At 60.3% G+C, this 14,539-nt stretch carries 9 protein-coding genes; all 9 read left to right on the top strand.

The annotated features are described in order from the left end of the window. Positions 1 to 106: 106 nt before the first annotated feature. Positions 107 to 508: a PTS sugar transporter subunit IIA gene (locus tag AC1DF8_RS09480; protein WP_007813746.1), complete on the top strand. Its 402-nt coding sequence runs from the start codon at positions 107 to 109 to the stop codon at positions 506 to 508. Between the two features lie 9 nt (positions 509 to 517). After that, on the top strand, positions 518 to 793 hold the full coding sequence (locus tag AC1DF8_RS09475; RefSeq protein WP_112544991.1) for an HPr family phosphocarrier protein: 276 nt from the start codon (positions 518 to 520) through the stop codon (positions 791 to 793). A 167-nt stretch (positions 794 to 960) separates the two neighbouring features. Continuing rightward, complete coding sequence (gene ahcY, locus AC1DF8_RS09470; RefSeq protein WP_478153116.1) at positions 961 to 2,361, top strand: adenosylhomocysteinase; 1,401 nt, start codon at positions 961 to 963, stop codon at positions 2,359 to 2,361. A 202-nt stretch (positions 2,362 to 2,563) separates the two neighbouring features. Continuing rightward, positions 2,564 to 5,149 carry a sensor histidine kinase gene (locus AC1DF8_RS09465; RefSeq protein ID WP_478153114.1) on the top strand — a complete coding sequence of 862 codons (2,586 nt, stop codon included), beginning with the start codon at positions 2,564 to 2,566 and terminating at the stop codon, positions 5,147 to 5,149. Continuing rightward, positions 5,146 to 6,657: a tRNA (adenosine(37)-N6)-threonylcarbamoyltransferase complex ATPase subunit type 1 TsaE gene (gene tsaE, locus AC1DF8_RS09460; RefSeq protein WP_478153112.1), complete on the top strand. Its 1,512-nt coding sequence runs from the start codon at positions 5,146 to 5,148 to the stop codon at positions 6,655 to 6,657. The genes AC1DF8_RS09465 and tsaE overlap by 4 nt, the downstream gene beginning before the upstream one ends. Before the next feature lie 12 nt (positions 6,658 to 6,669). Next, on the top strand, positions 6,670 to 7,401 hold the full coding sequence (locus AC1DF8_RS09455; protein ID WP_112544987.1) for a nucleotidyltransferase family protein: 732 nt from the start codon (positions 6,670 to 6,672) through the stop codon (positions 7,399 to 7,401). Positions 7,402 to 7,404: 3 nt separating this feature from the next. Beyond that, entirely contained in the window at positions 7,405 to 10,584 is a 3,180-nt protein-coding gene (addB, locus tag AC1DF8_RS09450; RefSeq protein WP_478153110.1) for a double-strand break repair protein AddB, read from the top strand. Next, positions 10,577 to 14,122, top strand: coding sequence for a double-strand break repair helicase AddA (addA, locus tag AC1DF8_RS09445; protein WP_478153108.1), 3,546 nt, complete (start codon positions 10,577 to 10,579; stop codon positions 14,120 to 14,122). The genes addB and addA overlap by 8 nt, the downstream gene beginning before the upstream one ends. Positions 14,123 to 14,197: 75 nt before the next feature. Beyond that, complete coding sequence (trxA, locus tag AC1DF8_RS09440) at positions 14,198 to 14,518, top strand: thioredoxin (protein WP_007813761.1); 321 nt, start codon at positions 14,198 to 14,200, stop codon at positions 14,516 to 14,518. Positions 14,519 to 14,539: the final 21 nt, after the last annotated feature.

Raw genomic sequence — 14,539 nt, 5'->3', positions numbered from 1 at the left:
TGCACTTCGGCTTTTGATCGCCAAGATGTGCCCCCACCGGTGGACGTAATTGCTGCGTTGCGATATTGGGGCCACGGTTTGCGTATGCCATGGGAGCAGTAATATCATGATCGGACTTGTGCTTGTCACTCATGGCAAGCTGGCTGAAGAGTTTCGTCATGCTGTAGAGCACGTCGTCGGTCCTCAGAAATTCATCGAAACGGTCTGCATCGGACCGGAAGACGATATGGACCAAAGACGACAGGACATTCTCGAAGCTGTTTCCGGCGCAGACGACGGCCATGGCGTCGTCATTCTGACCGACATGTTCGGCGGTACCCCTTCCAATCTTGCAATCTCTGTCATGAGCAGCGGCCACACCGAAGTTATTGCCGGCGTCAACCTGCCGATGCTGATCAAGCTCGCCGGCGTGCGCGGTGAGAACAACATGGAAAAGGCGCTTGCGGAGGCTTCCGAGGCAGGCCGCAAATATATCAACGTTGCAAGCCGGGTCCTGAGCGGAAAGTAAAAAGCCCCCATGACACCGCTCTCCCGGGAACTCCTCATCATCAACAAACGCGGTTTGCATGCGCGTGCTTCGGCAAAATTCGTCCAGACGGTCGATGCCTTCGATGCAACGATCACCGTTTCGAAAGACGGCATGACGGTTGGCGGCACCTCCATCATGGGCCTCATGATGCTCGCGGCAAGTCCCGGCTCAAGCGTCCTCGTCTCGGCGACGGGCAATCAGGCTGTCGAAGCGCTTGAGGCCCTCGATCAGCTTATCCAAAACAAGTTCGGCGAAGAGATCTGATCTTCAGCGCCATATAAAGATATAAAGACTTCTTTATATCCCCGTTGCCTTCCCGGCTGAAGCCTGATAAACGGCGGGCATGACGTGCATTTCGCACGCGTTCGATCCGTTGCGGTCATCGTCGCGTCCTTGCGATGTTTTTGAGACGTTTCAGCCTGGAGAGCCCAATGAGCACTGAGAAAGATTACGTTGTCGCCGATATCGGCCTTGCAGATTTCGGCCGCAAGGAAATCACCATCGCCGAAACCGAAATGCCCGGCCTCATGTCCTGCCGCGCCGAATTCGGTGAATCCAAGCCGCTGAAGGGCGCGCGTATCACCGGCTCGCTGCACATGACGATCCAGACCGCCGTTCTCATCGAGACGCTGGTCGCGCTCGGCGCCGAAGTTCGCTGGGCTTCGTGCAACATCTTCTCGACGCAGGACCATGCCGCTGCAGCGATCGCCGCTTCCGGCGTTCCGGTTTTTGCCATCAAGGGCGAGTCTCTTGAGGATTATTGGGTTTACACCGACAAGATCTTCCAGTGGGCCGATGGCGGCTTCTCCAACATGATCCTCGATGATGGTGGCGATGCCACCATGTACATCCTGCTCGGCGCTCGTGCCGAAGCCGGTGAGGACGTTCTTTCCAACCCGCATTCCGAAGAAGAGGAAATCCTCTTCGCCCAGATCAAGAAGCGCCTTGCCGCTTCGCCCGGCTGGTTCACCAAGCAGCGCGACGCCATCAAGGGCGTGACCGAAGAGACCACGACGGGCGTCAACCGCCTCTACCAGCTCAGCCAGAAGGGCCTGCTGCCCTTCCCGGCGATCAACGTCAACGACTCCGTCACCAAGTCGAAGTTCGACAACAAGTATGGCTGCAAGGAATCGCTGGTCGACGGCATTCGTCGCGGCACCGACGTCATGATGGCCGGCAAGGTTGCCGTCGTCTGCGGTTACGGCGACGTGGGCAAGGGTTCTGCCGCTTCGCTTTCCGGCGCCGGCGCCCGCGTCAAGGTCACCGAAGCCGATCCGATCTGCGCCCTGCAGGCTGCCATGGACGGCTATGAAGTCGTTCTGCTCGAGGACGTCGTTTCCTCGGCCGACATCTTCATCACCACGACAGGCAACAAGGACGTTATCCGCATCGACCACATGCGTCAGATGAAGGATATGGCGATCGTCGGCAACATCGGCCACTTCGACAACGAGATCGAAGTTGCAGCACTGCGTAACCTGAAGTGGACTAACGTCAAGCCGCAGGTCGACCTGATCGAGTTCCCGAAGGGCAACCGCATCATCCTTCTCTCCGAAGGCCGCCTCTTGAACCTCGGCAACGCAACGGGTCATCCGTCCTTCGTCATGTCGGCCTCGTTCACCAACCAGACACTGGCGCAGATCGAGCTCTTCACCAAGCCCCGCCAGTACGAAAGCAAGGTCTACATCCTGCCGAAGCACCTCGACGAAAAGGTTGCCCGTCTTCATCTCGACAAGCTCGGCGTGAAGCTTACCCAGCTCAGCGAAGAGCAGGCTGCCTATATCGGCGTGAAGCCACAGGGCCCGTTCAAGGCTGACCACTACAGATACTGATTTCATCTTCGATATCCACAAGATGTGGTGGCCTCGGCATTGACAAATGCCGGGGCTTATTTTTTGGGCGCGCTCTTTCCGACGATTCCCTAACGAAGTATTGTTTTAAGACTTGATTCGTGGCTTCGGAGCTCTCCGTTTTCCGCGAAAATGGGATGTCTTGTCGTGATGCGGCACATTAAAGGACGGAGACATACCGCCGATGTCGGAAATGAAACACAGCCTGCACAGCCAGGCGGAAGGTCGCGCATATGCTGCTGACCGTCCGCTTCAGGCAGGCCAAAAATATGGGTTTGCCACGGTCACTGTGACCGCAAGGCAAAAGTATTGGTCCTTGGCACGTATTGCAAAGCTGTGCGCTGCAAGCACTGCAGTCATCATACCGGCTTGGCCGGCTCTGGCGCAGGCGCAGCCGGGTATCGGCGCCTCTGCACATCTTTTCACGTCTTCGCAGGTTGTCGGACTTTCTGTCGTCATTGGTGTCATTTCGGCTGCATTGCTTTCCACGCTGTGGCTGGTGCGACAACGCGGCAATCTCGAAAATGAAAGCCGGGAGATTCGCTCGGCGCTTTCGGATGCACAGCAGCGTATCTCCCAATATCAGGCACTGATTGCCGACAAGAACCGGCGCATCGTGATCTGGGACGGTGTCGCCCGGCCGGAGCTCCTCGGTCAGCTTCCACCGGAGACCGGCGCCCCACAGGATAATGAATTCCTTGCCTTCGGCCTCTGGCTGAAGGCGCGATCGGCTGCCGAGCTGGAGCGGTCGGTCGGTCGACTCCGTGAGCAGGCCGAGAGTTTCGACATTGTGATCGAGACCATCAGGGACGAGGTAATCGAAGCTCAAGGCCGGGTTTCCGGCGGCCGCGCCTTCGTGCGCTTCGTGGCGCTCAACAATCTGCGCGCCGAGCTCGCAGAACTGAAGATTGAACGCGATCGGCTGATGACGTCGATCTCCGCCTTCCAGACCATGCTCGATGCAATCGATATGCCGGCCTGGCAGCGTGATACCGGCGGCCGCCTGACCTGGGTGAACCATGCCTATGGCGATGCCGTCGAGGCACAATCGCCCCAGCAGGCTGTCAATGAAGGCCGCGAAATCCTGACGACTGTCGCCCGTGAGCGTATCCGCGCCACGGCAACGCCGGAATCGCCTTTCCACGATACGATTTCGACAGTCGTTCGCGGCAATCGCACGTTCTTCGACGTAGTCGACGTAAAGGTCCCCAGCGGCTCCGCCGGCATTGCCGTCGATGTCTCCGATGTCGAAGCGGTTCGCGCCGAACTGGAACGGACGCTCAAAAGCCATGCGGAAACGCTCGATCATCTGGCGACACCGGTCGCCATTTTCGACGGTGACCGCCGGCTGCAATTCTACAACCAGGCCTTCGTCGCGCTCTGGGAGCTCGACATCGCGTTCCTCGAGAGCAAGCCTGACAATAGCGAGCTTCTAGAACGCCTTCGCGCAGCCAAGAAACTGCCGGACCAACTGAACTGGAAATCGTGGAAGGAAACGGCACTCTCCGTTTATCGTTCGCTCGATACGCAATCCGACCTCTGGCACCTGCCGAACGGGCAGACGCTGCGCGTCTTTGCGACCGCGCACCCACAGGGAGGCGCGACGTGGGTCTTCGAGAACCTGACCGAGCAGGTCGATCTCGAAACGCGCTACAATACGCTGGTGAAGGTACAGGGCGAGACGATCGACCACCTTTCGGAAGGCGTTGCGGTCTTTGGGCCAGACGGCCGTATCCGCCTCTCCAACCCGGCCTTCCGGGCGCTCTGGGGCATCACAGAGACTGAAGCCAAGCCCGGCACCCATATCCGCGGCATCGGCGAGGCTTGTGCCCCGTCCTATGACCAGCCCGATGGCTGGAAGACCTTTGCGGAGCTGATTACCAGCTTCGACGACGAGCGCCGCTCCAGCCAGGGAACGCTCGAATTGCTGTCCGGTCTCGTTCTCGACTTCGCAGTGATCCCGCTGCCGAACGCACAGACCATGCTGACCTTCGTCAACATGACGGACAGCGTTCGCGCCGAGCGCGCGTTGACGGAAAAGAACGAGGCGCTGCGTAAGGCGGACGAGCTGAAGAACGATTTCGTGCAGCACGTCTCCTATGAGCTGCGCTCGCCGCTGACGAACATCATCGGCTTCACCGATCTCTTGCGCACGCCGGGCGTCGGCCCGCTGAACGAGCGGCAGGCCGAATACATCGACCATATCGCCACCTCATCCTCGGTGCTGCTGACGCTCGTCAACGACATCCTCGATCTTGCGACCGTCGATGCCGGGATCATGCGGCTGAACTATGCTGAAATCGATCTCGCCGATCTTCTCGACGACGTCTCCATGCAGATCGCCGACCGACTGCAGGAAAGCGGCGTCTCGCTGGAGATCACCGCTCCAGCCTATCTGGGGTCGATCGTTGCCGATCCGCAGCGGCTGAAGCAGATCCTGCTGAAACTTCTGGCCAATGCCGCCAATTTCTCGCCGGAGGGCGCATCGATCGCACTCGAATGCCGTCGCGAGGGTACGGATTTCGTCTTCTCCGTCCGGGATCGCGGCCCCGGCATTTCGCCCGATATGATCGCGACCGTCTTCGACCGCTTCGCAACCGGCGCGAAGAGCGGGAAGCGCGGTGGTGCCGGGCTTGGCCTTTCGATCGTCGACAGCTTCGTCAGCCTGCACAATGGCGAGGTCAGCATCGACAGCGAACCCGGCAAGGGAACGACGGTGACCTGCCGCATCCCTTCCATCAACCTGCCCCATTCCGTCGCCGCCGAATGACGCAAGGCGACATCATCTCGCTTTTTCTGGAAGACGATGCGGCAACCCTTCGTCTTGGCAATGATCTGGCGCTGGCGCTGAAAGCCGGCGATTGCCTGGCACTATCCGGCGATCTGGGCGCCGGAAAATCCTCGCTGGCGCGAGCTTTTCTACGCGCCATGGCCGATGATGGCGGGCTTGAAGTTCCGAGCCCGACTTTCACGCTGGTGCAATCTTACGATCTGCGCATTCCCGTTTCGCATTTCGATCTTTATCGGCTTGGCGATGCCTCGGAACTGACAGAGCTCGGTTTCGACGAGGCGCTTGAGCACGGCATCTGCATCGTCGAATGGCCCGAAATGGCAGAAGGCGAGCTGCCGGCATCGCGCATCTCGTTGCGGCTGGAGCATGAAGGTGCCGGCCGTCGTGCGACAATCACGGCACCGGAGAAGGCTCTGGCCCGAATCCACCGTGTGCTCGCGATCCGCCGCTTCCTCATTGACGCCGGCTACGGCGATGCGGAACGGCGGTTCCTGACCGGCGATGCTTCACTTCGCGCCTATGAATATTTCCGCCTCAGCGACGGCTCACGGAAAATCCTCATGGATTGGCGGCCCCCTCCGGAAGGCCCCCCAATCTATGAAGGCAGGTCCTATCCCAAGGTCGCGCATCTTGCGCAGGACGCCTATCCTTTCGTTGCCATCGGCGAGACGTTGCGCGAGCGCGGTTTCGCGACCCCGGAAATCGAAAAGGTCGACTACGAGCAAGGCATCCTGCTGATCGAGGATCTGGGCACGGACGGTGTCCTCGATGACGAAGGCCGGCCGATCCTCGAGCGCTACCGCGAAAGCGTCGCCTGCCTTGCCCATCTCCACTCGATGAAAATCCCGCAGGATATCCCGGTTTCGGCTACGCACACGCATCACATTCCGGATTTCGACCGCGTCGCCATGAAGATGGAGGTGCGGCTTGTGCTCGACTGGCATATGGCCTGGAGGCGCGGCACGGGACCGACGGATACCGAGCGGGACGAGTATCTGGCAATCTGGGACAATCTGATCGACGAGCTGAAATCGGCCGAAAAAAACCTGCTGCTGCGCGACTTCCATTCGCCCAATATCATCTGGCGCGAGCATGAGAGCGGCATCCGCAAGATCGGCATTATCGACTTCCAGGATGCGATGATCGGGCCGACGGCCTATGACCTCGCCTCCATCGTTCAAGATGCCCGCGTCACGATCGAACCGGATCTCTGCCGACAGTTGATGGACGACTATCTTTCCTTGCGGCGCGCGCATGGCGGTTTCGACGAAACCGGCTTCATGAAGGCATGGGCCATCATGTCGGCGCAGCGCAACTGCAAGCTCGCCGGTCTCTGGGTGCGGCTATTGCAGCGCGATGGTAAGCCCGGCTATCTCCAGCATATGCCGCGCACGCTTTCCTATCTCAAGGCGGCGCTGGAACACGAGGCACTTGCCCCCTTGCGCGAATGGTGCACAAGGGCTGGAATACTGCCAGTCGAATCATAAATCCGGACAAGCATGACCGTCAGACAAGCCATGGTACTGGCCGCGGGCCTCGGAACCCGCATGCGCCCGATTACCGACACGATTCCGAAGCCTCTGGTGAAGATCGGTGGAAAGCCGATGATCGACTATACGCTGGATTCGCTTGTCGAGGCCGGGGTCGAACAGGCTGCGATCAATGTCCATCATTTTGCCGATCAGATGGAAGCGCACCTTCAAAACTATCGCGGGCTGGATATTCTCGTTTCCGATGAACGCGATGCGCTGATGAACTCCGGTGGAGGCCTGGCAAAGGGCCTGAAACTGCTGGATCGAGAGCCGGTATTCGTCATGAACGCCGACCTTTTCTGGATCGGCGAACCAGCAGACCGACCGAGCAATCTGCGGCGTTTAGCCGGATTCTTCGATGCCGAACATATGGACATGGCGCTGCTCTGCGTGCGCATTGAAGACACGACCGGCCATAACGGCAAGAACGATTTCAGCCTGGCTTCTGACGGCAGACTGACACGATATCGCGACGATCCCTCAAATCCGGTCGTCTATGCCGGCGCTATCGTCATGAGCCCCACGCTGCTTGACGATGCGCCCCAAGATGCTTTCAACCTGAATATCTATTTCGACAAGGCGATCGCTCGCGGCCGGCTTTTCGGCATGATGATGGAAGGCCATTGGCTGACGGTCGGCACGCCTGATGCAATTGACGATGCGGAGGAGACGATCCGGCGGTTCCGGACGTTTGCGTGAGGCATGACGGAACGGCACAGGCCACGCATTCTGACAATTCCTTCTGGTCTTCCCTTTCTGAAGACGCTGGCAAGTTCGCTCTGTGATGGACGCCTGACACCGCTCTTCCGGCATGATCCATCCGATCCGTTGTCGCTTGCCAAGGTGACGATCTACCTGCCGACCCGGCGCGCCGTGCGCGTGCTGCGCTCGGAATTCGTCGATCTGCTTGGCGGCCGTTCGGCGATCCTGCCGGTCATCCGGCCGCTCGGCGAAACGGACGACGACAGCGGTTACTTCGACGAGGCGCTGCCGGCGACGATCGATCTTGCGCAGCCGCTCTCCAATACCGCGCGCTTGCTGGAACTGGCGCGACTGATCCTTGCCTGGCGCAACAAGCTGCCGGAAATCGTCCGGCATATCCATTCGGAATCGCCTCTTGTCGCGCCGGCAAGCCCGGCAGACGCCATCTGGCTTGCCCGCAATCTGGCAGAGCTGATCGATTCGATCGAGACCGAGGATCTGGCATGGTCGGAGCTCGGCAGGCTCGATACAGGCGACTATGCGGCCTGGTGGCAATTGACGGCGGAATTTCTGCAGATTGCCAGCGCCTTCTGGCCCGAACGCCTGATCGAGCTCGGCCGCTCTTCGCCGGCCCGTCACCGCAACGCTATCCTGCGCGCCGAGGCCGGCCGTCTCTCGACGATGAAACCCGCCGGTCCGATCATCATTGCCGGTTCGACGGGTTCACTTCCCGCCACGGCCGATCTCATCGGCGCCGTAGCACACCTTCCGGAAGGCGTGATCGTGTTGCCCGGCCTCGACCTTTCCATGCCGGAGGAACACTGGCGTCTGGTCGCCCCTGATCTCCTGCCGGGTCAACGCGCCAATCCGGCAAGCCGTACACATCCGCAGTATGGTCTTTCGGTTCTTTTGAAGCGACTGAAGCTCACCCGCGAGGATGTCCAACCGATCGAGGAGGCGGAAGCCGATCTGCGCTCTCGTGCGGAAGTACTCTCGCGCGCATTGACGCCATCGGACGCGACGAGCGGCTGGGGCGATTGGAAGAAGAACCTGCCGGAAGGAACCGTTGCGGCGGCGTTCGCGGACGTATCGATGATCGAAGCCGCCAACGAACGCGAGGAGGCGACGGCCATTGCTGTCGCTCTGCGGCTTGCGCTGGAACGACCGGGCAGAGACGGCGAAAGTCGGGCTGCGCTTATTACGCCTGATCGCAATCTCGCGCGTCGGGTCATGGCGGATCTTTCCCGCTTCGGCATTCTCGCAGACGATTCAGCCGGCACGCCGCTGTCGGCGACACCGCAGGGCACATTGCTGCAGCTGCTCCTGGAAGCGACGCTGCGACCAGGCGATCCGGTCGCCATCGTTTCGTTGCTCAAACATCCACTTGCCCATTTCGGGCTGGAGCGCGGCGTTCTGGTTGCGGCCGCGGAAGCGCTGGAATTGCTGGCGCTGCGCGGCGGCGTGGCGGAAGTGGGTATCGGATCGCTCGAAGCACTGCTTGACCACCAGCTTTCCGAACAGGCGCTCGACAGGCACGCGCCTATCTGGCGCAAATCGCTCCCATCCGGGGCGGCAGACATGGCCCGCACACTGGCACGGCAAGTGGAACGTGCCGTGGAGACGCTGGCGTCGGCACCTGGGCGGGACGGCGGCGGCCTGATGGCGGGCCTTACGCTATCGCAATGGGCGGAACGGACCGGTCGCGCGTTGGAGCGTGTCGCAGCCGATGAGCGCGGCAACCTGGCAAACCTCTGGTCCGGCGAGGCAGGCGATGCCCTGGCAAACCTGCTTGGCGAAGTCATCGATACCGACGGCCAGATGGAAGCGGATGGGCCGCAATGGATCGATATCATGCAGGCACTTTCCGCCGGCCATGCCGTCAAGCCCGGCGCCCTCAGCCACCCTCGCCTCTTTATCTTCGGTACGCTGGAAGCGCGCCTGCAGAATGTCGATACGCTGATCCTCGGCAGCCTCAATGAAGGATCATGGCCGGGGCAGACCGCCAACAATCCCTTCGTCTCCCGCATGATGAAGACGGAGATCGGACTGGAGCCGCCGGAACGGCGGATCGGCCAACTGGCGCATGACTTCGAGATGGCGAACGGCACCCGCCACCTCATCTATTCGCGCGCCCTGCGTCAGGGTTCGACGCCGACGGTCGCCTCCCGCTGGCTGCAGCGGCTTCTGGCGCTCGGCGGAGAGGATTTCGAAGAAAAATTGCGCGAACGCGGAGCGCGCTTCGTTCATTGGGCGAACCAGATCGACCTCGGCGACAATCAGGCGCCGGCGCAGCGGCCTTCTCCGAAGCCGCCGCGGGACCTGCAGCCCAAATCTTACTCCTTCAGCGAGGTTGGTCGGCTGCGCCGCGACCCCTATGCGATCTATGCACGGCGCGTCCTGCGGCTTGATCCCGTCGACCCTTTCAATCGCGATCCAGGCGCGGCGGAGCGTGGCACGCTCTATCACAAGATCATCGATCGCTTCGTTCGCGAAGGCCACATTGCAGGAACGCCGGATGCGGCAGCGGCGATGGAGATCATCCTGACCGAGCTCTTCGACATGGAAAGCCTGCCGCCGCACATCGATGCCGTCTGGCGGCCGCGCTTCCGGGAAGTGGCACGGGCCTTCCTCAGCTGGGAAGCCGGACGTCAACCCGACGTGCAGAAGAGGCTGACGGAAGTGAGGGGTGGGGTCGAACTCGAGCGTATCGACATTCGGCTTACCGGCGTTGCCGACCGCATTGATATCAAGGGGCCCAATAGCGCCGATATCATCGACTACAAGACCGGCTACAACCCCTCTCCGACACAGGCCCGGGCCCTGCTGGATCCGCAGCTTGCGCTTGAGGCGGCCGCACTTCAAGCCGGGGCCTTTCGCGATGCCGGAAGCCTTGTCCCGAATGACCTTCTCTATGTCCGTCTCCGGCCGGGCACGCGCTTTCTGGTCGACAAGGTCAACAATGAGGAAGCCAACAGCGACAAGGCAAAATCGGCAATGCAGCTCGCCGAAGAATCGATCGACCAGCTGGTGAAATTCGTGAGCCTGCTGCAGTCGGGTGATAAAGGCTTCACGTCGCGGCTGATTCCCGCCCAACAATTCGATTTTGGCGGCGACTACGACCATCTCGCCCGCGTTGCGGAATGGGCAACCGCCGATCCTGAAGGTGGTGGCGATGATTGATCCGACCGCGCTTCCCGAGGGTGATGATCCCGGCACATGGATCAGCTGGACGACGATCCAGCAGGCGATCGCCTCCGATCCCGCCCGTTCGGCATGGGTGTCGGCGAATGCCGGCTCCGGCAAGACCCATGTTCTGACGCAGCGGGTGATCCGGCTGCTGCTGGCGGGTGCGCGGCCTTCCGCGATTCTCTGCCTTACCTATACCAAAGCCGCCGCCTCCGAAATGTCGAACCGCGTTTTCGAGCGGCTGGCGGAATGGGCGATTTTTCCGGATGAGGAGCTGGCCAGACGCATCGCGCAGATTGAAGGTCGTGAGCCGGATTCCCTGAAGCTTGCCGAAGCGAGACGGCTGTTTGCCAAGGCACTCGAAACACCGGGCGGGCTCAAGATCCAGACGATCCACGCCTTCTGCGAGGCGCTGCTGCACCAGTTCCCGCTGGAAGCAAACGTCGCAGGGCATTTCTCCGTTCTCGATGACCGGGCGGCTGCGACGCTGCTTGCCGATGCACGACGCTCGCTTCTGACGGCAACGGCCCCAGAGAAAGATCGAGAGCTCGCCGATGCCTTCGCCTATGTGCTCAATCTCGGCGATGAATCCGGACTTGAAAATCTGCTCGGCGAGATCGTTGCCAACCGAAATGCCATCCGCCGCTTCATGCTCGCGGCCGAGTCGCATGGCAGCGTTGATCGCTTGCTTCGCAAGAAGCTCGGCCTCTCGCCTGACGACACGGAAGAAGGGCTGGCCGGCCGATATTGGCCGCTGCCGGGGCTCTCGGGTGCGACGCTGGAACTTTACCTGTCGCTTGCCGCGACAAAGGGGGGAGCGAAAGCGCATGATGTTGCCGAAAGCCTGCGTCGCGCCGGCCGCGAACAGGATGTGGCGGCGCGTTCGCAGATTCTGGAGAAGGTTTTCCTGACGTCAAAGGGTGAACCAAAAACGGACGGGCAATTCTTCGTCAAGGCAATGCTTGCCGAAGCGCCGCAACTTGCCGATGCGATAACGTCGGCTCGCGCCCACGTCGTCAATTGCCGCGATCGGCTGAAAATGATGCGGATGTATGCCGCCACGCATGCTGCTCTCGTGCTTGCCGATCGCCTGAACCGGGACTACGAGGAACTGAAGAGGCAGCGTAGCCATCTCGACTTCGAAGACCTGATCACTCGCACCGCTGACCTGCTTACGAAGAGCGGCGTCGGCCCGTGGATCCACTACAAGCTCGATCAGGGTATCGATCACATCCTCGTCGACGAGGCGCAGGATACGAGCCCCATTCAATGGAGCGTCATCCAGTCGCTGGCAGAAGATTTCTTCTCCGGCGAAAGTTCACGACCCGTCGTCCGCACGCTCTTTGCGGTCGGCGACGAGAAGCAGTCGATCTATTCGTTCCAAGGTGCCCGACCCGAACGGTTTGCCGAGGAGAAGGAGCGGACTCAGCGGCGGGTACAGAACAGCGGTCTTGATTTTTCGACCGTTCGCCTGCCGCTTTCCTTCCGCTCCACCTCCGACGTACTGCTTGCCGTCGACCATATTTTCACACCGCCCGAAAATGCGCGCGGTCTGGGCCTCGAGCCCGTCGTACATCGTTCCAGCCGAATAGGTCATCCCGGCGCCGTCGACCTCTGGGACATGGTCGTGCCCGATGTCGTCGTGAAAGATGAGGATTGGACCGCTCCCTTCGACGCCACCCCCGAAAGCGCACCGGCAGCGATCCTGGCGCGGCGCATCGCCCATACGATCGGTACGCTCGTCGGCCGCGAAACCATCGTCGAGAAGGGCAAGGAACGCTTTATAGAAGCCGGCGATATCCTCGTTCTCGTTCGCAAGCGTGATGCTTTCGTCAATGCGCTGACGCGCGAACTCAAACGACGCGGTGATATACCGGTCGCCGGCGCGGATCGACTGATATTGACCAGCCATATCGCCATACAGGATCTGATGGCGCTCGGCCGTTTTCTACTTTTGCCGGAAGATGATCTCTCGCTCGCTGCAGTCCTGAAAAGTCCGCTTTTCAATCTCTCGGAAGAGGATATTTTCGCCGTTGCGGCACTGCGCAGCGATAATGAAAGCGTATGGCATCATCTTCGCAAATATGCCGCCGACGGCCATGAGCGGCTTGGCGCCGCGGCTGCGAGGCTGGAGCTCTTTCTTGCTCAATCCCGAAGCCTTTCGGTCCATGACTTCTATGCGCGCGTTCTCGGCAGTCACGGCGGCCGGCGGCAGTTCCTGGCGCGCCTCGGCACTGAAGTCAGCGATATCATCGACGAATTCCTGACCTTTGCGCTCGACCACGAAACATCCGGTCTCCCGGGCCTGCAATCCTTTATCTCGACGCTGGAGCTAGAAGCGCCGGAAGTGAAGCGCGAGCAGGACAAGGGCCGCAACGAGGTGCGCATCATGACGGTGCATGCCTCCAAGGGCCTTGAGGCACCGATCGTTTTCCTCGTGGACGGCGGCTCCAAGGCATTTACGCACACGCATCTGCCAAAGCTTCGGCTGATCGATGCCGGCCCGGATGAGCCGCCAATACCGGTCTGGATTCCGGTCAGCGATCTCGGCAATTCGGTGACCTCGAACGATGCGGCACGTATTCAGCTTCTTGCCGAAGAGGAATACCGGCGCCTGCTCTATGTGGCGATGACGCGTGCCGCGGATCGGTTGATCGTCTGCGGTTATCGCGGTGTCCGACTGAACAACGACACATGGCATATGATGATTTCCAGTGCGCTCAGCGAGGAACATCCGCATGTCCAGAAGACAACCTTCTCAGCCCCGGATGGAGAGTGGGATGGCATGCGCTGGCGTGTGCCACAGGTCGAGCGCAGCTTTGAGCGGATGGATCAAGCTCCCAAGCAGGTGACCATTGAGACGGTCCCACCGAACCTTTTCCACCCTCTGCCCCCACAGAAGCAATTGCCACGGCCGCTCAGCCCTTCCGGTGCCGGAACCATTATCGACGAGGAGGCGGATGACCTGCTGGTGACCTCGCCACTCTTCAGTGATCCTGAAAGCAATGATCGTTCCCTTGAAAAAGGGCGCCTCATTCACCGGATGCTGCAGGCCCTACCCGATATTCCAGCGGAGGAGCGGGCTGAGGCGGCAAAACGTTATGCAGAGCGCGCAGCGCGATTCTGGCCGGCGTCCGAACGGCAAGTCCTGATCGATTCGGTTCTGAAACTTTTACAAGATCAACGGCTTCATGCTGTCTTCGCCGTTCATGCGCAGGCGGAAATCTCGATCATGGGAACGCTGACGCTCGAGGGCCGGGAGTATGCGGTTTCCGGCCGTATCGACCGTCTTGCCGTCCTGTCCGACAGCGTCGTCATTCTGGATTACAAAACAAACCGCGTGCCGCCAGCGAGCGAAGAGACGATTCCATTCTCCCACAAGGCACAGCTTGCCATCTACCGTGAAATCCTCAAACCGCTCTACCCGGCCATGCGGATCGATTGCATGCTGATCTACACCGAAAATGCGACCATCCATACGCTGAGTGAACAGGCTTTGGCTTCTGCACTTGCGGGACTCAACACAAAGTGAAATATCGGACATTGAAATTCCGGCACCGCACCCTCACATCTTGTTCAACAGCAAATTCCGGTAAAGGAGCAGCCTATGGCTACCGTTAAGGTCGATATCAACAATTTCCAGTCGGAAGTTCTGGAATCCGCAGAACCCGTCGTCGTCGATTTCTGGGCTGAATGGTGCGGTCCGTGCAAAATGATTGCTCCGAGCCTCGAGGAAATCGCCACGGAACTCGCCGGCAAGGTCAAGGTCGCCAAGCTCAATATCGATGAAAACCCGGAACTGGCCGCTCAGTTCGGTGTTCGCTCGATCCCGACGCTTGCAATCTTCAAGGGCGGCGAAGTTGCCGACATCTCCATCGGCGCAAAGCCGAAGACGGCCCTTTCCAACTGGATTTCCAGCGCAGCCTGACGATATCGACAGTTCGACACG

The sequence above is a fragment of the Rhizobium sp. 05N49 genome (assembly GCF_056396805.1).
The sequence above is the reverse complement of the archived record's forward strand: the minus strand, read 5'-3'. Positions and strand labels throughout refer to the sequence as shown.

Excerpts from the sequence above, each read along its gene's own strand:
- AC1DF8_RS09480 (WP_007813746.1), top strand. The coding sequence starts at position 107 with ATGATCGGACTTGTGCTTGTCACTCATGGCAAGCTGGCTGAAGAGTTT.
- AC1DF8_RS09475 (WP_112544991.1), top strand. The coding sequence starts at position 518 with ATGACACCGCTCTCCCGGGAACTCCTCATCATCAACAAACGCGGTTTG.
- ahcY (WP_478153116.1), top strand. The coding sequence starts at position 961 with ATGAGCACTGAGAAAGATTACGTTGTCGCCGATATCGGCCTTGCAGAT.
- AC1DF8_RS09465 (WP_478153114.1), top strand. The coding sequence starts at position 2,564 with ATGTCGGAAATGAAACACAGCCTGCACAGCCAGGCGGAAGGTCGCGCA.
- tsaE (WP_478153112.1), top strand. The coding sequence starts at position 5,146 with ATGACGCAAGGCGACATCATCTCGCTTTTTCTGGAAGACGATGCGGCA.
- AC1DF8_RS09455 (WP_112544987.1), top strand. The coding sequence starts at position 6,670 with ATGACCGTCAGACAAGCCATGGTACTGGCCGCGGGCCTCGGAACCCGC.
- addB (WP_478153110.1), top strand. The coding sequence starts at position 7,405 with ATGACGGAACGGCACAGGCCACGCATTCTGACAATTCCTTCTGGTCTT.
- addA (WP_478153108.1), top strand. The coding sequence starts at position 10,577 with ATGATTGATCCGACCGCGCTTCCCGAGGGTGATGATCCCGGCACATGG.
- trxA (WP_007813761.1), top strand. The coding sequence starts at position 14,198 with ATGGCTACCGTTAAGGTCGATATCAACAATTTCCAGTCGGAAGTTCTG.